We start from the raw sequence: 16,790 nt of genomic DNA on the forward strand, positions 1-16,790 counted from the left end.
GCCTCCCCCAATGCCTTCGCCTCCCCCAATGCCTTCGCCTCCCCCAATGCCTTCGCCTCCCCAACAGTGCGTCCACGACTGCCAACGCGCGTCGTAGATCGTTACGCCTTGCAAACCGGGCGCTCGAACATCTTGTCTGCCTGACTGCACGGTAGTATCAGAACCAGGGGCAGGTCCCTCGCGCCTGCCCCCGCACGGAACAGACTGCGTGATAACGAAGATAATTATGGTCTGTCAACGTGTGATGATATTGAAACGCTGTGAATGACATACTCTTACGATTTGATGACAACATTACGAAGAAGCATAGTATGCATAAAATGTACTATATATCACCATAAATAACCGGGTTTTGACCATCTTTAGCATACATTTCGCAATCATGTCCGCTGGTTTACCAGGGTATAATTGCAGCGTAGTTTATTCGAGCACAACGACGCAGAACGACTATGACACATCAAATGACCACCCTCACTCCTGCATCCAGACGACGCGCATCGTTTCGGTTCGATCGAGCGCAAACCGCATCCGAACAGTGGCACATAGAGCGCGAGCGGTTGTTACAGATCCTTGCCGAGCGTGAAGCGGAGATCCATTTTCTGCGCAGCATGATAGCCGAAGCGCGCCACGCCGAGCAGCGTCGGATCGCCCGTGAACTGCACGATGGCGTAGCGCAACAGATCACGGCTGCCTGCCTGCATCTTCAGGCGTTGACGGGCGCCTATCGTCCGCGATCGGCGGAGGTGCGCGCGGCGCTGGAACAGGCGATAGAACTGACACGTCGCGCCGCCGATGAGGTGCGCCGGCTGATCGCCGGAGCGGCGCCCGCCCCCCTGGACGCATGTCGTCTGGCGGAGGCGATCGCTGCTGAAGCAATGGCATTGCACCGCGATGGGTGGCAGGTAACCACCCGCGTGATGGATGTTGGTCTGTTGCCGGATGATGTCGAACTGGCGCTCTTTCGGATGACGCAGGAGGCGCTTCAGAACATTCGGCGACACGCGGGACATTGTCGGGTGCAGGTGACGCTGGAACGCACCGGGTCGCAGGCGCGATTGGAAATCGTCGATGATGGGCGCGGTTTCGATCCACAGCACGCCGCCGCAGGATGCTTCGGACTGACGGGCATGCGCGAGCGCGCCGCGTTGCTGGGGGGTATGATCGATATTCAGAGCCGCCCTGATTGCGGGACCAGGATTGTGATTCTTGTCCCTCTGGATAACCTTTCCCGCCCTTCTCAGCAATGACCAAAAACGTAGTACAGAGGAAGGCGAAGCGTCATGACGTTCAACCCGACTGCACGAAATTCATCGTCATCTGCGCGCATCCTGATCGTTGACGATCACGAACTGGCGCGCGCCGGATTGTCGGCAGTGCTGATGCGCGAACCGGGCGTCGAGGTCATTGGCGAGGCCGACGACGGCGCCGCAGCGCTCGATTTTGTTGCGCGCCATCCGGTAGACCTGGTGATGATGGACTTGCAGATGCCGGTGATGGACGGCATCGAGGCGACGCGACGGATCAAGGCGTTGCATCCCGCCATCAGGATTATTATCGTGACTGTGCAGGCGAAACCGGATGCGCTGATGGAGGCGTTGCGCGCTGGCGTCGCCGGGTACCTGTTGAAGGACGCAAGCCGGCGCGAGATCATCGGCGCGGTGCGGCAGGTGTTACGCGGCGAGGCGTTCCTGAACCCTGATCTGGTGCTGCAAACCCTGCGGCGGCTGGCGCATGCGACGCCGGGCGATGAAGCGCCGCTGATCGAGCCGCTGACGCCACGCGAACAGCAGGTGCTGCGTCTGCTGATGCAGGGCAAGACAAACCGCGAGATCGCCCGCGAACTGGTCATCAGTCCAGGAACGGTCAAGGTTCACGTCGAGCATATCATCGCCAAACTCGGCGTGTCGGACCGCACGCAGGCGGCGGTGCGGGCGCTGGAGTTGGGGTTGGTGAGGGGTTAGGGAGCGGGAGAACCAGGAACCGAGAACCAGGAACCAGGAATTAGGCGGCCATCCAGTGCTGCGCGCAGGACCTGCCCGCTCAGCATCAACGTCGGGGTGGCAGGGGAAGGATGGGATACATCGGTTATCGGGAGGCCGCGCTCGATGCAGGTTCACCCAACAGGATACAGTCGTTCGCCGACCCGCCAATATCGATGAAGCGATCCTCGATGCTAGTAGCGCCCGATCATCGCCCGGTACAACACAATGGCGCATGGCAGCGCCCCGACCACCACGAATAACGGATACACTGGCCACCCTCGGGGCAGTGGCTGAACCATAGCAAGGGAGACTAGCGACCCGATCGCTGAGACGACATACCAGACCGACGCGGCGACATGGGCGATGCGGATGCCCCGGTCCGGCAGTTCGCCGGGGCGGACGAACACGAACACTACAAGCGGCAGCAGCGCGATCACCAGGATCACCCAGACCGAAAGCACATTCTGCCACCGCTCCGCCAACATGCCAGCGACGGCGAGGCTGCCAACCCCGAGCGTCAACTTGTACCTGACGTCTGACCAGTTCAGCATACCACGTTGCCCTCTGCTGCTCAACGATCTGCCGTTCAGCTGCGCCACAGAGCGCCAGGTGGCACAACAGCAGAAAACAGTATATATCAACGCATATTTGAGGTAAAGAGTTGCTGCATATGAGGAGTGAGGAGTGAGGAGTGAGAGAACCTTTCCGCCTGGTATCCTCAACCTGCAACGTGCGCACCTGCCCCAAGCCCCTTGAGGTCGAGCAACGCGCATGCCGCAGGCGGAGAACGTTCCGCCAGCGTTGTTTCATCACAGCGCGAGATCGGCGGCAGAGACCTCGAGGGGCGGGGGCGTTTTCTACCTTCCCACCTTCGACGTACCCTGTGCGTCACCCGCCTGGACGCGCCGCCGTCGGGCGTGCGATCGCCGGGCACGCCGCCGGGCGCGGCGCCGCCGCGCCCCTACATATAACCTTCAACCTTCAACCTGAAACGCCTCGCGCCTCTCACCTCTCGCCTCGTTCCATACGCCACCCGACATATCCGACGCATAACCCGCATAGCAGACGCGCATTGATACCATGATGCGCTACGATGCATGCAGCGTTCACGTCGGTTGTCTCCGGGGAAACGAAGACACCAGGTTGTGAGGACCTTATGAATCATGCAGAAGCGCCGCTGCCGGATCGCGTGCGCACCCTTGTTGCTGCGCCCGACCCGGAGCGTTTGCTGTGCCGCTCCGTGCTCGAACGTCTTCCGCAAGTGACGGTGATTGCCGAAACGGATAACAGTCGTGTGGCGCTGGAGTATGTGCGACGACTGCGTTTCGATCTGGCGTTGCTCGGCATTTCGCTGGCGCAGGGCGACGGACTGACCGTTGCGCGTCAGGCGTTCCGCGCCTTGCCCGGTATTCGGGTCGCTATCATTTCCGCCGTCGACGACCCGCCATGTCTTCTTGAAGCGCTCCGGATCGGCGTCCATGGGTATCTGTCCGCCGCTGCGTCTATCGACGATCTGGCAGATGCCGTTCAACGCATCCTCCTGGGGGAAACGATCTTCGATACCATGATTTCTACGCGCGCGCTTCAGCGGCTGGCGGCATCCGGCTGTGAATGGTGACGAAGATATGCCATCCGGCATAGGTGCGATTGTCCAACAGGCAGACGCTATGAAACGCTCACGGTGCTACAGTCGGCATGCGATCGCAACGCAGCGGTGTGTCCTTCCATGCGCACTGATGTGGCGAACACATGCGATTGCGCCCATGTAAGCGGCGCCAATGCGCCAGATAGATGAGCAAAGTGAGCATCGCATGATCCTGCAACGATACCTGAACCTCTTCTGGCGCTGGCTCTGGCTGATGCTGCTGATGACGCCGCTCGCTGGCGGCGCGGCGTATCTTGTCAGCATCCGGATGACGCCGATCTATGAAGCATCGACCACCCTGCTGATCAACCAGGCGCCGGCGGGCAGCGCCTCGCCGGACTACAACGCTGTGCTGACTGCGGAACGGCTGGCGCGCACCTACGCTGAACTGCTGGTCAAACGCCCGGTGCTCGAAGAGGTGGTGCGCGAGTTGAGCCTGCCGATCACGCCGTCGGCGCTTGCCGAGCGCGTTCGCGTCCGACCGATCCGCGACACGCAGTTGATCGTCGTGACGGTCGAAGACATCGACCCGCAGCGCGCTGCCGACATCGCCAATCATATGGTGGCAGTCTTCAGCGAACAAAACCGCGAGTTGCAGTCCGAACGCTTTGCCGAGTCGAAGCGCAGTCTCGCAAGCGAAGTTGCCAAACTCCAGGCGGATATCGATGCCACCCAGGAGCAACTCGCAGCGCTGCGCGGCATCGACGATCCGGTGCGCCGCGCGCGCCTGGAAGAGGCGCTGGTGCAGTATCGCAGCAGTTACGCCACGGTGCTGCGCAGCCTGGAAGAGGTGCGACTGGCGGAAGCGCAGTTGACGAACAGTGTCAATGTGGTGGAGTCGGCGGTTCCTGTGCCTACGCCAGTACGTCCGCGCATTGCCACGAACACCGGCATGGCGGCATTTGCCGGTCTGTTGCTGGCAATCGGACTGGCGCTCCTGATCGAGTACCTCAGTGATCGGGTCAGTTCCGCCGAGGACGTGGCGAATGCCGCGCATGTCGGCATGCTGGCGGCGATTGGGCGGATCGATGGCGCCGAGCCGTCGGACAAACTGGTGATGCTGAAAGACCCTTTTGCGCAGGTTGCCGAAGCCTACCAGATGCTGCGCGTCAAACTGGAGATCGCGCGGTTCGAGAAGCCGCTGCGCACGCTGCTGGTGACGAGCAGCAGCCCCGGCGAAGGGAAGAGCACAACGGCGGCGAATCTGGCGCTGGCGATTGCCCGCTCCGGCAAGCGCGTCATTCTGGTGGACACCGACCTGCGCCGTCCGTCGTTGCACCATTTCTTCCGCCACGCCAATCTGCGCGGCGTTACGACGGCGCTGGTGCGTGATCCGTCGGATAGCCTGTACAACCACATGATCGCCGCTGGTGTGGAGAACCTGCTCGTGCTGCCAAGCGGGCCGGTCCCCTCCGATCCGGCAGTGATGGTCAGCTCGAAGAAAATGCTCGACCTGATCGACGAACTGAAGCGTATGGCCGACGTTGTGGTGTTCGACAGCCCGCCGATCCTTGCCGTTGCCGATGCCATACCGCTCGCGCATATCTGCGATGCCACCCTGCTGGTGGTGCTGGCAGACGCCACGCGCACCAGTCAGTTGCGTCGCGCCTGCGATCAATTGCTCCAGGCGGGGGTGGAGCCGCAGGGTGTGGTGTTGAACCGGGTGACACGCGAGCAGGGCGGGTATGACCACTATTACTACTACTATGGCGGTGAACGGAAGCGCAGCCGCCGCAGCGGGTTGAGCCGGTGGTTCAGGCGCCGACGGCGACGCCAGCACACTGTGCCGGGCGTGGTCGATACCGTGGATGCGGGGGTGACCGGTATGGGGCGCGTGGCGCGCAACGACCAGGAGGCGCCGATTGACCCGGTGAGGGATGAATTCTTCCCGCGCTACTCAGCCTCTGCGCCAGATACGGTAGATGGGCATCCGGTGAGCGCCGACGTGGTTGTTGCCGAAGGAACGGACGAGCGCCGCAATGGGATGACGCAGCGCCGCGGGATTGCAACGAAGTAGGAATATGCCGTGACGCAGCAAGCACAACCAGGAGTTGTATGCCTGACCGTCGAGACCTATGCGGTACGACTGGCGACGCTGGGATTGATGGTGGTCTCGGCGGTATTGCAGGCGCGTCTGCTTGGTCCTGAAGGCAAAGGATTGCTCGCCGCCGCACTTTCCTGGTCGGCGTTGATCGGCGGCATCGCCCTGCTTGGCTCGGATAGCGCCATTATCTACTTCGTCGCGCGTTCTGCGCGGCACACGTTGTGGACGATACGCGCCAGTCTGATGTATGCCGTCGGCATGGCGCTGATTGCGCTCGTACCGCTCACCTTTCGGATCGATGTTCTGATCGACCGGCAGTTGATGCTTTCGGTTGCGCTGTTGACGCCGGTTGTCGTCATGATAACGCTGTTCAACGCGATCTGTGTCGGATTGAACCGAATCCGGTTGACCAACGCGCTCAATGCGAGCGCTGCGCTGTTGTATGTGCTGGCGCTTGCGGTCTTGTTCATCGCGCGTATCGACCACTTCGAAGCGGTTATGGCAACGGTCCTGGGGGTGCAGATCGTCGTCCTCGTCCTGTTCGCGGTAGCGCTGCGCCGCGCAGGAACTGCCGAATACGTGGCGCCAGAACGTTCGGCGATGGTGCGATACTCGTTGCAGGCGTTTCGTGGCAACCTGGCAGGTCTCCTGTTTCTGCGCAGCAGCCTGATCATCGTCAGCGGCACGTCGTCGATTGCACAGGCCGGCATCTATTCAATCGCAGTCGTCTTTGCGGATGTGGTGCTGATGTTGCCTACCACACTCACGAACATCTTGCTGCCCCGTCTCGCCGGACAGCACGCGGAGACGGTCGCGCGGCGCGTTGCGGATGCAGCGCGCTATGCCTTTGCCGGGGCGCTTGTGACGGGGTTGCTGCTTGGCGGAAGCGCTTTCATCGTCGTGCCATTTGGATTCGGCGAGGCATTTCGTCCGGCGGCGGCGGTGGCGCTCATTCTCTGCATCGGCGCGGCGCTCGGCGCCCCCGGCATGATCCTGTCGCTCTATTTCAATGCGCTCGAACAGCCAGGGACGCCGGCAACCGCCGCCTGGATCGGGTGTGGCGTTTTGATCGCCGCTTCACTGGCGCTTGCGCCGCTCTCTGGTGCGCTGGGCGCTGCCGTCGCAGCGGCAATCGCACGAATGGCGACCACGCTTGTGCTGGTTGTGCGTTTTTGTCGCGCCAGTCGCCTGAACTGGCGCGCCTTCCTGGTCTTCCAGCCGGCGGATTGGACGAGCAGTGAACGAAGGATTCATGCTATCTATGAGCAGATTGTCCGCACTCGTCGCGCCTGAATATCTGCGGATCGGCACAGCGTTGCTGCTGGGGTTGACTGTCGCGCCGCTGGTTGGCGTGCTGGCAGCAACGCAGCCATTCCTGCTCCTGATGGCGCTTGGCGCTGCGGCGTGGGCTGTCCTGGCGCTGCGCGGCGGCGATAGCGCCTTCTTCGTGACCGGCATGGCCGTTCCGCTCCTCTATCTCATCGATATGCGCAGTGCGCTCTTCAGCCAGGCGTTGCTGGCGCTGTACAGTATGTCCTTCCTCCACGCCTTGTATCAGGTTACGCAGCATCCCGACGCCAGGCAGTGGGATCGCTGGCTGCTGATCGTCGTCGTCGGCTGGGGGGCGGTCATTGTGCTGGCTGAACGCGCGCTCCTCAACGAAGGCTTGAGTCTGAAACGTGTTGTCACGACCATCATCGGACTGCTGCCTTACCTCTGGTTTGCGCTGGCAGCGCCGCGAATAGCGACCGGCAACCAGGCGCGCGCGCTGCTCGGCGGCATCGCTCTTGGCGCAACGGTAGTCGCCGGCGCATTTCTGCTCAACTCGCGCTCACTGAGCGAAGGACTGCAAGGACGCGATGCCTGGATCGACACCTATACCGTGATCGGCAGCCTGAAGAACTCACTGGGACTCCTGTGGGTCATCGGCTGGACCCTGCTGCTCGGAAGAGGCATCAGAGGCGGTTGGATGCTCAGAGCGCCGCTGCTCGCCATTGTACTGACCGCCATCCTGTTCTCATTCAGTCGCTCGTCCTATATGGCGTTGATTGTCGCAACGCTGCTGCTCTATCGCGGGCATTCGCTCAAACTGTGGATCATTGCGGGAGCGATCAGCGCCTTTGTACTGTTTGGGTTGCCCGAAGCCGTCTGGGCGCGCCTTGAGATGACCTGGGCGCCGGGGCGTGGGTTCGACCCGTCGGCAGAGACGCGCCTCGATCTGTGGGGTGCGGCGATCCATGCCTTTCTCTCGGCGCCGCTGACCGGCATTGGATGGGGGAAATTCAGCGAGTATCTGGTGCGCACCGGTCAGGCGCCGCTTGCTGCGGGATCGGCAGTGTACGACCTGGGCTTTGCCCATAATTACTTTCTGAGCGCATTTGCCATGCTCGGCGTTGGCGGCGGCGTGTTGAGCATCGGTGTGTTTCTGGCAGCATGGCGGCGTGTGCGCGCCCTGGTTGCGCGCCAGGATCATCTAGCGCGCGTCGTTCAGGCAGTGATCCTGGCAGTGCTGGTGTCATCATTGTTTGGCGAACCGCTCTTCGATCCGATCCTTGCCTTCGTATTCCTTTTGATTCTGGCATGCCTCGTCGGGCAGGAAAGTGAAGGGTGACATGCCCCGATCATTACGCATCGTCCATATTGTCGGAAGCGCATTTGCCGGTGGATGGGCGTTCCATCCGCTCTGCCGGTTGCGCGATGCCGGGCACAAGGTGCACCTGATCTGCCCGGAGGATGGTCCGCTGCCGGAACGAGCGCGTGCCGCAGGGGTTCCGACCCGGATCGTCCCTTTTCCACGTCGCATCCGGCATATGCACGCCGCCGCTGCGTATGTGGCGCGTGTGGCGGCCTGGTTGCGTCGAGAACAGATTGACGTGGTGCACAACCATCTGGCGCCGGCCAATGTGTGGGGGCGCCTGGCAGCATATGCGGCGGGCGTTCCCGTGCGTCTGACACAGTGGCCCGGTCCGCTGCCGCTCGAAATTCCTGCGTCGCGTCGGATCGAGATGGCGCTGGCGCGCCTCGATAGCGCCATCATCGCGTCGAGCACCGCCACGCAGCGTATCTACGACGCTTGCGGCGTCATGCGCGGACGGATCCGCCTGATCTACTACGGTTTCCCATTTGAGCCGTTCAATCCGGCAATCGATGGCAGCCCGATCCGGCGTGAATTCGGCATTGCACCCGATGCGCCGCTGATCACGATGATTGCGTATATGTACTCGCCGCTGAAGGAACAATCCCTGCGCGGGCTGAACGTTTTTGGCGGCGTCGGGCTGAAGGGGCACGAAATCCTGATTGCCGCCGCAGCGCGCGTGCGCGAGGCGAATCCCGCCGCGCGCTTCCTGATCGTCGGTGATGCGCTGGTCCCCGGCGAGGCGGAACAGTACAAGCGTCGGCTGTACCAGATGGTCGCCGACTTGCGGTTGCAGCAGACGGTCATCTTCGCCGGGAAACGCACCGACATTCCGGCGATCCTGGCAGCGAGCGATGTGGCGGCGGTTCCGTCACTTTCGGAGAACGTCGGCGGCGCCGTCGAGCCGTTGTTGATGGAGCGACCGGTGGTTGCCAGCGCGGTCGGCGGCTTGCCCGACGTGGTGCGCGACGGTGAAACCGGCTACCTCGTGCCGCCGCGCGACCCGGAGGCGCTAGCGGAAGCGTTGCTGCGCCTGCTGTCGCTGTCGCCGGTCGCTCGACGCGCAATGGGACGCAAAGGGCGCACTATCGTGCAGGAGTTGTTCGACCTGCACACGACCGTGCAGCAAACCGAGCGACTGTACTACGACATTCTGCACGCTCAGGGAATGGGGGGTCTGCGATGGGCGCGCCGCTGACCATTCTCTATGTAACCGGCTATGGCGCTCACGAATGGGCGCTACACACCCCGCGAAGTCTGATGCGTCGCGGGCAGCGGGTACTGGCGGCATGCCCGTTCGACTCGCCGATGGCGCGCCTAGCGCAGGCTGCCGGCGTCGACGTCTGCACCTGGCAGGCGCCGCGGCATCTGAAGGAAGTACACCGTGTGATCGCTGCCATTGGCGTGCTCTATCGGCTGTTTCGCCAGCACCGACCGGATGTGGTCGTGTATTACGCGCTGCCGATCAGTCTGTGGGCGCGTGTTGCGGCGCGGTTGGCAGGCGTGCCGGTGCGCCTGTTCAAGCCGCCGAGCCTGTGGGACCTGGAATTGCGGCCCTATCGACTGGCGGAGTATAGCACCGCCTGGATGGACAGCGGGATTCTGGCGTCGAGCCGCGCGCTAGCGAACTACTACCGGCGCGCACCGATTGCCTGCCGTAACGTGATTCTGAGTTACTACGGCTTTCCGCTCGAACGCTTCGATCCTGCGCTGAACGGCGCGGCAGTGCGTCAGGAACTCGGTATTTCATCCGCTGCGCCGGTTGTGACGACCGTTGCGCATCTCATCCCGCCGATTCGCCGTTTCGATCCGCACTACGGCATCAAAGGGCACGAAGTACTGATCCGCGCGGCGCGCGATGTCGCGGCGCGCCTGCCTTCCGTGCGCTTCCTGATCGTCGGCGCCGAACCTGAAGGCGCTGATGGATCTTACGAGGCGTCGTTGAAGCAACTCGCGCGTGTGGAGGGGGTTGACCGCCACGTCATCTTTACCGGGAAACGCACCGACATTCCGGCGATCCTGGCGGCAAGCGATGTGGCGGCGGTTCCGTCACGCTCGGAGAATGTCGGCGGCGCCGTCGAGCCGTTGTTGATGGAGCGACCGGTGGTTGCCAGCGCGGTCGGCGGCTTGCCCGACGTGGTGCGCGACGGTGAAACCGGCTACCTCGTGCCGCCGCGCGACCCGGAGGCGCTGGCGGATGCGTTGCTGCGCCTGCTGTCGCTCCCTCCGGCTGCCCGCCGCGCCATGGGGCGGAGAGGACGCGCGATTGTGCAGGAACTGTTCGATATCGAGCGTGTGACGCTTGCCGAAGAACGCATCTTTTACCGTCTGCGAGGCCAACCGGTATGTGCGACCTCAGTATCGTGATTGTCAACTGGAACACGCGCGACCTGTTGCGCGCCTGTCTTGCATCATTGAGCGACGCCGCGCGCCGGATCGCCTGTGAGATCATCGTCGTCGATAACGCCTCGACCGATGGCAGCGCGGAGATGGTTCGCACCGCATTTCCACACGTGCGCCTGACGGCGCTGCCGGAGAACGTCGGTTTCGCCCGCGCCAACAATCTCGGATTTGCCCACGCACAGGGGCGGTATTTCCTGCTCTTGAATCCCGATACCTGGCTGCCGCCCGGCGCACTGGACGAGATGACGGCGCTGATGGACCGGATGCCGGATGTCGGCATTCTCGGTCCACGCCTGTTGAACGCCGACGGCAGTCTGCAACCATCATGCAGCCGGTTTCCGACGCTCCTCAACATTGCGCTGGATTGCTGGGGCGTCAGCCGGATCGCACCGCGCAACCGCGTGCTTGCCCGCTTCAAAATGACGTGGTGGGCGCACGACACGGCGCGCGATGTCGATCAGCCGTCGGGCGCGTGCCTGCTGGTGCGCCGCGAAGCCTGGGATGACGCCGGTCCACTCGACGAACGCTTCTTTATGTACTTCGAGGAAGTGGATTTCTGCTGGCGTGTGCGGCAGGCTGGCTGGCGCATCCGTTTCACGCCGACGCCACAGATCACGCACTATGGCGGCCAGAGTTCGCTCCAGAACCTCGATGCGCGTATTGCACAACGGTACGCCAGTCTGGTGTCGTTCTTCCGCAAACAGTATGGACCGCTGACGACCGGGGCGCTCTGTGCAGCGATTGTGCCAGCGGCGCTGGCGCGCGCGTTGCTGGCGGCCTTGCGCGCGGCGCTGGCGGGTCAACGGCGGCAATGGGAGTACGCCGCACAATACTGGCGCGTGGCAACGCTCTTGTGCGGTTCGATGATTGCCCGGTGAAAAACGATGAACGTGCTCTTTCTCACACGTTACAGTCAGCGCGGCGGCAGCAGCCGCTATATGGTGCATCAGTACCTGCCCGCGTATGCGCAGGCTGGCATTGCCTGCACCGTCGAGCCGCTGTTCGACGACCGGTACTTCGAGTTCGGCGTGCTCGACCGTCCGACGGGGTTTGGCGACATTGCACGTCATAGTCTGTACTTTGCGCACCGTGTTGCGCGACGGCTGCGGGTGCTGCTGAACGCACACCGCTACGATCTGGTGGTATTCGAGAAAGAACTGCTCCCCTATCTGCCGGATGGATTTGAAGCATGGCTGCAGCGACGCGGTGTGAAACACGTGGTACTGTTCGACGATGCAACATATGCCTACTACCGACGCCATCCCTTTCCGCTGGTGCGCTGGCTGTGTCGCGGCAAGATCGAGCGCATCGTGCGCCACGCCACGCACGTGATCGTCTGGAATGAGCATCTGGCAGGGTACATGCGCCGCCTGAACCCACGTGTTTCGGTCGTGAACAGCGGCGTGGACATCACCCGTTACCCGCCGAAGGATTATCGCGCTCCTCGCGCCTCGAAGCGGCTGGTCATCGGCTGGATCGGCACACCCAACGGCTTTCCCTACCTGCGATCGCTGGAACCGGTCTTCGGCGAACTGGCGCAGCACTACCCGCTCGAACTGCACGCCATCAGTTCGGTTCCCTACGTCAGCGCCCACCTTCCGGTCGTCAACCGCATCTGGAGCCAGGCAACCGAGGTGCAACATCTCCATGCGTTCGACATCGGGGTCATGCCGTTGCCGGACGATGAATGGACCCGCGGCAAGAGCGGCGTCAAAGCCGTGCAGTATATGGCGGTCGGCGTTCCGGCAGTGTGTTCGCCGGTTGGCGTGGCGCGCCAGTTGATCATGCACAACGTCAATGGCTTGCTGGCGGACAACCCGACCGCCTGGCGTTGCGCCCTGACGCGGCTGCTCGACGATCCGGCGCTGCGCGAGCGGCTGGGCATGGCAGGACGCGCAACGGTGGCGCAGTCCTATTCCATTCAATCGGTTGCCCCGCGCCTGACGGATATTCTGTTGCGGGCAGGGCGTAGCACATAGGAGGCATATTCGATGACCGTGCGAGTCGCGCATGTGACGACCATCGACCAATCGCTGCGCTATCTGCTGCTCAATCAACTGCGCAGCATCGCCGACGCCGGGTATCAGGTCACGGGGATTTCCGCGCCAGGACCGGATGTGCCTGCGCTCGAAACACACGGCATTCGCCATATCGCGGTTCCACTCACACGGCGCCTGACGCCGCTCGCCGATCTGCGCGCGTTACTGCGCCTGTACCGCGTGTTTCGCCGTGAACGTTTCACAATTGTGCATACACATACCCCCAAACCAGGGCTGCTGGGCCAACTGGCGGCGCGCCTGGCCGGGACGCCGGCGGTGATGAATACCATTCACGGCTTTTATTTCCACGAGCACATGCCGCCAGCGCAGCGACGGTTCTACATCACGCTGGAACGGATTGCGGCGCGGTGCTCTGATCTCATTCTTTCGCAAAGTAGCGAGGACCTCGACACTGCAGTTCGTCTGGGCATTTGTCCACGCGAGCGGATTCAGTTACTCGGCAACGGCATCGATATCCGGCGTTTTGACCGGAGTCGGATCGATCCGGCGCATCTGGCGCGCCTGCGTCAGACGCTAGGGTTGCCGCCGGGCGTGCCGGTGATCGGCTTTGTCGGTCGGCTGGTCGCCGAGAAAGGGGTGATCGAACTGGCACGCGCCGTGCAACAGGTACAGTCGCGGTTCGGTCCGGTCGCACTCCTGGTTGTCGGCGGCGTTGATCGCGAGAAAGCGGATGCGCTCGCCCCTGAGGATATTCAGGCGGCAGCAGGAACGGCGACTTGCGTGTTTGCCGGCGTTCGCCAGGATATGCCAGACATGTACGCCCTGATGGACATATTTGCGCTGCCATCGTACCGTGAAGGCTTTCCACGCGCACCGATGGAAGCGTCGGCAATGGGGGTTCCCTGTGTTGTGACCGATGTGCGCGGGTGTCGCGAGGCGGTCGAGCACGGGCGGAACGGACTGCTGACGCCGCTGCACGCTGTCGATGCGCTGGCGGATGCCTTGGAGCGCCTGCTGCGGGATGACCGTCTGCGTGCAGCCATGGGAGACGCCGGGCGCAGCGTAGCGTGCGAACGCTTCGATGAGCAGCAGGTGTTTCAACGAGTGATCGGCGCCTACCGGCGGTTACTGCACGAGAAAGGACTCCCCGCGCCAGAGAGCGCGGCAATGCCCGCAACCAGCAGAGCATAATGCCATGTACCGTCGTCATCTGAAGCGCATCTTCGACATCAGCATCGCCAGCGCGGCGCTCATTGCGCTGGCGCCGCTGCTGCTGATCATCGCAGCGCTGGTGCGCCTGTTGCTGGGAGCGCCGGTGATCTTTCGTCAGCAGCGCCCCGGATTGCACGGCAAACCATTCACGCTGCTGAAGTTTCGCAGCATGACCGACGCGCGCGATGCCGAAGGCAACCTGTTGCCGGACGATCAGCGGCTGACGCGGTTCGGGCGCTTTCTGCGCAGCAGCAGCCTCGACGAACTGCCGGAACTGATCAACGTCATCCGTGGCGACATGAGCCTGGTAGGACCGCGCCCGCTGCTGATGGAGTATCTGGATCGCTACACCCCGGAACAGATGCGGCGGCATGCAGTGCGCCCCGGCATCACCGGATGGGCGCAGGTGAATGGGCGCAACGCGATTACGTGGGAGCAGAAGTTTGCGCTGGATGTCTGGTATGTCGATCATCTCTCGTTCTGGCTCGATCTCCGCATTCTGGCGCTGACCATATGGCGGGTGGCGCGCTGTGAGGGGATCAATCAGCGCGGGTGTGCAACGGTGACAATCTTTCAAGGAACCTCGGAAGGCAGGTCACAATGAAGCGCGTATTGATCATTGGCGCCGGCGGGCATGCGCAGGTGGTCGCCGACATTCTCGTGCGCATGCACGAGACCGGCGCCGACCTGACGCCGATTGGCTTTCTCGACGATAATCCGCACCTGTTCGGCGAGTGGCGGCTGGGATTGCCGATCCTGGGACCACTCGCTTCGATCGACGCCGTTGATCACGACGCGGTTGTGATCGGCATCGGCGACAACCGGACACGCCGGACAATCTACGAACGTCTGACGGCGTGCGGCGAACAGTTTATCGTAGCGCGCCACCCGTCGGCAATCGTCGCGTGCGATGCCGTCATCGGCGCGGGGACGGTCATCGCAGCGCGGGCAATCGTGAATGCGGGAGCGCACATCGACGTGAATGTCATCCTCAATAGCGGCTGCATCGTCGAGCACCACAACCGCATTGGCGCGCATGCCCACATCGCGCCCGGCGCGACCCTTGGCGGCGCGGTCACCGTTGGCGAGGGGGCGCTGGTAGGGATTGGCGCGACGGTGTTGCCACAACGCGCAGTAGGCGCATGGAGCGTAGTCGGCGGCGGCGCAGTGGTGACATCGTCGGTCGATAATGATCTGGTGGTCAGTGGCATCCCTGCGCGTCCGCACCTGACGCCCGGGCTGATGCCGGCGCAGCGCCGTGCGCGTGTGAGAGTATGATAGAGCGATCAACCGGATATTGCACAATCATTGCCCGTGTTGACCGTCTTGCGGCAGACGGTGGCTTCGACAGTCTCAGCCAACGTCTGCCGCTGACCCAGCCGTATCATCTCGCGCGCGGCAACCCAGCACGGTGGCTTCGACAGTCTCAGCCAACGTCTGTTGCTCCACGTCCTTGATAGTTCAGGTATTGGTTGATCGCTCTATGAGATGCGCAGAGGATTTGCCGGTCGAAGGCGGGAAGGATAGGAGGAGTTCCCTGCTCTCTTAGTTTTGGCGCGAAGCGCCGCCCCTTGCAGTACGCCTGCCGAACCGCGCCCGTACCTCCAATACCCCTGTTTAACCTCACCCCCCTGCCGTCACGAGGGTGGATTTTTGGCAAGCCTCTGGATTACATCGCCCACTCCAGCGCATGCCCCCTTCTCCCCGTGTGGGAGAAGGGGGATGGAGGGATGAGAGGAAAACAGGCATCGAGACAAGGCATACACCACTTTGCCGAAGGCGACGAGAGCCGTTCACGCGGCTTGTCCGTAAGGCGACCACGTCACTCCTGGTATAATAATGATATGGTGTTGCGTCTTCCATCTGGTCGTCTATCGGCGCGCCGCACATCCGGCTCCGAAATGGTGATTGCTCTGATTCTGGTCATCGCAATTGTTGCGATCCCCTTTCTGGCTGCACCGTGGCTGATCATCGATGATGCCGCTGACACGGCGGATGCGATCATCGTCCTCGGCGGCGAGGCGTATCCGCCCAACCGCACCATTCACGCGCTGGAACTCTATCGCCAGCAGCGCGCTCCGGTTGTGGTGTTTACCGGCGGCGCACTGCCCGGCAGTCCGCCGGAAACGTCATCGGCGCGGGTGGCGCTTCGCTATGCAGTGGCGCGCGGATTGCCGCCAGACGTCACGCTCCTGGCGGACGGGGCGCAGAGCACCCACGACGAAGCGACACTGGTGCGCGACCTGGTCGCCACTTACGGCTGGCGCTCGTTGATGATCGTGACCGATCCCTATCATACCCGCCGTGCAGTGCGCACCTTTCGCGCCCTCATCCCCGAGGCGCACATCACTGCGAGCGCCGCGCCGTTTCTTGCGCCCTGTCCTGATCGCTGGCGGTGTGGCGCGCGCCTCTGGCGCTACGCCGCCAGTGAGCTGGTGAAAATGGGGTTCTACCGGCTGTACTATGGTGTGCCGCTACCCTGAAGAGAGGGGCGGACGGTTTCACCCGAATCTCATCTGTTTCTCAGCAGAAACTCAGCAGACCGTGCAACTTTCCGAACAGGCTGCACGTTATACTAGTGTAAGAGCAAGACGACAGCGGCGGTCGTCTCAGGGCGTGGCAGACGCCCAACCGGACACCCTCCTTCGCCGCCCTCATTCGTCCTCTCTTATCCCCACCGGTCGTCGTTATGACGGCCGGTTCCTCTTTTATATCCAGAAAATCTCGCCGGGAGGGCGAAGGCCCGGCGTGGGCGAAGGCCCGGCGTGGGCGAAGGCCCGGCGTGGGCGAAGGCCCGGCGTGGGCGAAGGCCCGGCGTGGGCGAAGGCCCGGCGTGGGCGAAGGCCCGGCGTGGGCGAAGGCCCGGCGT

Annotated in this window: 15 protein-coding genes; 14 read left to right on the forward strand and 1 reads right to left on the reverse strand. The window is 62.8% G+C overall.

What is annotated here, in order from left to right:
- Positions 1 to 449: 449 nt before the first annotated feature.
- Positions 450 to 1,247, forward strand: coding sequence for a sensor histidine kinase (locus AC3EA7_RS12495; protein ID WP_488614389.1), 798 nt, complete (start codon positions 450 to 452; stop codon positions 1,245 to 1,247).
- Positions 1,248 to 1,280: 33 nt separating this feature from the next.
- Positions 1,281 to 1,961, forward strand: coding sequence for a response regulator (locus AC3EA7_RS12500; RefSeq protein ID WP_488614390.1), 681 nt, complete (start codon positions 1,281 to 1,283; stop codon positions 1,959 to 1,961).
- A gap of 212 nt (positions 1,962 to 2,173) precedes the next feature.
- Here AC3EA7_RS12500 and AC3EA7_RS12505 read toward each other — a convergent pair whose 3' ends face one another.
- Positions 2,174 to 2,533 (reverse strand): hypothetical protein, encoded by a 360-nt coding sequence (locus tag AC3EA7_RS12505; RefSeq protein ID WP_488614391.1) that lies wholly within the window; start codon positions 2,531 to 2,533, stop codon positions 2,174 to 2,176.
- 605 nt (positions 2,534 to 3,138) lie between these two features.
- Here AC3EA7_RS12505 and AC3EA7_RS12510 point away from each other — a divergent pair.
- The 12 genes from AC3EA7_RS12510 to AC3EA7_RS12565 all read left to right on the forward strand — a co-directional run bounded on the left by AC3EA7_RS12510 (position 3,139) and on the right by AC3EA7_RS12565 (position 16,404).
- Positions 3,139 to 3,600: a response regulator gene (locus tag AC3EA7_RS12510; protein WP_488614392.1), complete on the forward strand. Its 462-nt coding sequence runs from the start codon at positions 3,139 to 3,141 to the stop codon at positions 3,598 to 3,600.
- Between the two features lie 193 nt (positions 3,601 to 3,793).
- Positions 3,794 to 5,644, forward strand: coding sequence for a tyrosine-protein kinase domain-containing protein (locus tag AC3EA7_RS12515; RefSeq protein WP_488614393.1), 1,851 nt, complete (start codon positions 3,794 to 3,796; stop codon positions 5,642 to 5,644).
- 9 nt (positions 5,645 to 5,653) lie between these two features.
- Positions 5,654 to 6,964, forward strand: a complete 1,311-nt coding sequence (locus AC3EA7_RS12520; protein ID WP_488614394.1) for a lipopolysaccharide biosynthesis protein — start codon at positions 5,654 to 5,656, stop codon at positions 6,962 to 6,964.
- The gene (locus AC3EA7_RS12525; RefSeq protein WP_488614395.1) at positions 6,933 to 8,282 is read left to right on the forward strand and encodes an O-antigen ligase family protein; all 1,350 of its coding nucleotides are present in this window, start codon (positions 6,933 to 6,935) and stop codon (positions 8,280 to 8,282) included. Before AC3EA7_RS12520 ends, AC3EA7_RS12525 begins: the two co-directional genes overlap by 32 nt.
- Before the next feature lies 1 nt (position 8,283).
- A complete protein-coding gene (locus tag AC3EA7_RS12530; protein ID WP_488614396.1) occupies positions 8,284 to 9,504 on the forward strand; it encodes a glycosyltransferase in 1,221 nt (406 codons plus the stop codon).
- Entirely contained in the window at positions 9,489 to 10,673 is a 1,185-nt protein-coding gene (locus tag AC3EA7_RS12535; protein ID WP_488614397.1) for a glycosyltransferase family 4 protein, read from the forward strand. The genes AC3EA7_RS12530 and AC3EA7_RS12535 overlap by 16 nt, the downstream gene beginning before the upstream one ends.
- Positions 10,652 to 11,587, forward strand: a complete 936-nt coding sequence (locus AC3EA7_RS12540; protein WP_488614398.1) for a glycosyltransferase family 2 protein — start codon at positions 10,652 to 10,654, stop codon at positions 11,585 to 11,587. Before AC3EA7_RS12535 ends, AC3EA7_RS12540 begins: the two co-directional genes overlap by 22 nt.
- A 6-nt stretch (positions 11,588 to 11,593) precedes the next feature.
- Positions 11,594 to 12,688 carry a glycosyltransferase family 4 protein gene (locus AC3EA7_RS12545; RefSeq protein WP_488614399.1) on the forward strand — a complete coding sequence of 365 codons (1,095 nt, stop codon included), beginning with the start codon at positions 11,594 to 11,596 and terminating at the stop codon, positions 12,686 to 12,688.
- Positions 12,689 to 12,700: 12 nt separating this feature from the next.
- Positions 12,701 to 13,900 (forward strand): glycosyltransferase family 4 protein, encoded by a 1,200-nt coding sequence (locus AC3EA7_RS12550; RefSeq protein WP_488614400.1) that lies wholly within the window; start codon positions 12,701 to 12,703, stop codon positions 13,898 to 13,900.
- A gap of 4 nt (positions 13,901 to 13,904) precedes the next feature.
- Positions 13,905 to 14,525 (forward strand): sugar transferase, encoded by a 621-nt coding sequence (locus AC3EA7_RS12555; protein ID WP_488614401.1) that lies wholly within the window; start codon positions 13,905 to 13,907, stop codon positions 14,523 to 14,525.
- The gene (locus AC3EA7_RS12560; protein ID WP_488614402.1) at positions 14,522 to 15,199 is read left to right on the forward strand and encodes an acetyltransferase; all 678 of its coding nucleotides are present in this window, start codon (positions 14,522 to 14,524) and stop codon (positions 15,197 to 15,199) included. The genes AC3EA7_RS12555 and AC3EA7_RS12560 overlap by 4 nt, the downstream gene beginning before the upstream one ends.
- A gap of 566 nt (positions 15,200 to 15,765) precedes the next feature.
- Positions 15,766 to 16,404 (forward strand): YdcF family protein, encoded by a 639-nt coding sequence (locus AC3EA7_RS12565; protein ID WP_488614403.1) that lies wholly within the window; start codon positions 15,766 to 15,768, stop codon positions 16,402 to 16,404.
- The last annotated feature ends 386 nt before the right edge of the window (positions 16,405 to 16,790 follow it).

Source organism: Roseiflexus sp., from assembly GCF_057785375.1.

Excerpts from the sequence above, each read along its gene's own strand:
- AC3EA7_RS12495 (WP_488614389.1), top strand. The coding sequence starts at position 450 with ATGACACATCAAATGACCACCCTCACTCCTGCATCCAGACGACGCGCA.
- AC3EA7_RS12500 (WP_488614390.1), top strand. The coding sequence starts at position 1,281 with ATGACGTTCAACCCGACTGCACGAAATTCATCGTCATCTGCGCGCATC.
- AC3EA7_RS12505 (WP_488614391.1), bottom strand. The coding sequence starts at position 2,533 with ATGCTGAACTGGTCAGACGTCAGGTACAAGTTGACGCTCGGGGTTGGC.
- AC3EA7_RS12510 (WP_488614392.1), top strand. The coding sequence starts at position 3,139 with ATGAATCATGCAGAAGCGCCGCTGCCGGATCGCGTGCGCACCCTTGTT.
- AC3EA7_RS12515 (WP_488614393.1), top strand. The coding sequence starts at position 3,794 with ATGATCCTGCAACGATACCTGAACCTCTTCTGGCGCTGGCTCTGGCTG.
- AC3EA7_RS12525 (WP_488614395.1), top strand. The coding sequence starts at position 6,933 with ATGAGCAGATTGTCCGCACTCGTCGCGCCTGAATATCTGCGGATCGGC.
- AC3EA7_RS12530 (WP_488614396.1), top strand. The coding sequence starts at position 8,284 with ATGCCCCGATCATTACGCATCGTCCATATTGTCGGAAGCGCATTTGCC.
- AC3EA7_RS12535 (WP_488614397.1), top strand. The coding sequence starts at position 9,489 with ATGGGCGCGCCGCTGACCATTCTCTATGTAACCGGCTATGGCGCTCAC.
- AC3EA7_RS12540 (WP_488614398.1), top strand. The coding sequence starts at position 10,652 with ATGTGCGACCTCAGTATCGTGATTGTCAACTGGAACACGCGCGACCTG.
- AC3EA7_RS12545 (WP_488614399.1), top strand. The coding sequence starts at position 11,594 with ATGAACGTGCTCTTTCTCACACGTTACAGTCAGCGCGGCGGCAGCAGC.
- AC3EA7_RS12550 (WP_488614400.1), top strand. The coding sequence starts at position 12,701 with ATGACCGTGCGAGTCGCGCATGTGACGACCATCGACCAATCGCTGCGC.
- AC3EA7_RS12555 (WP_488614401.1), top strand. The coding sequence starts at position 13,905 with ATGTACCGTCGTCATCTGAAGCGCATCTTCGACATCAGCATCGCCAGC.
- AC3EA7_RS12560 (WP_488614402.1), top strand. The coding sequence starts at position 14,522 with ATGAAGCGCGTATTGATCATTGGCGCCGGCGGGCATGCGCAGGTGGTC.
- AC3EA7_RS12565 (WP_488614403.1), top strand. The coding sequence starts at position 15,766 with ATGGTGTTGCGTCTTCCATCTGGTCGTCTATCGGCGCGCCGCACATCC.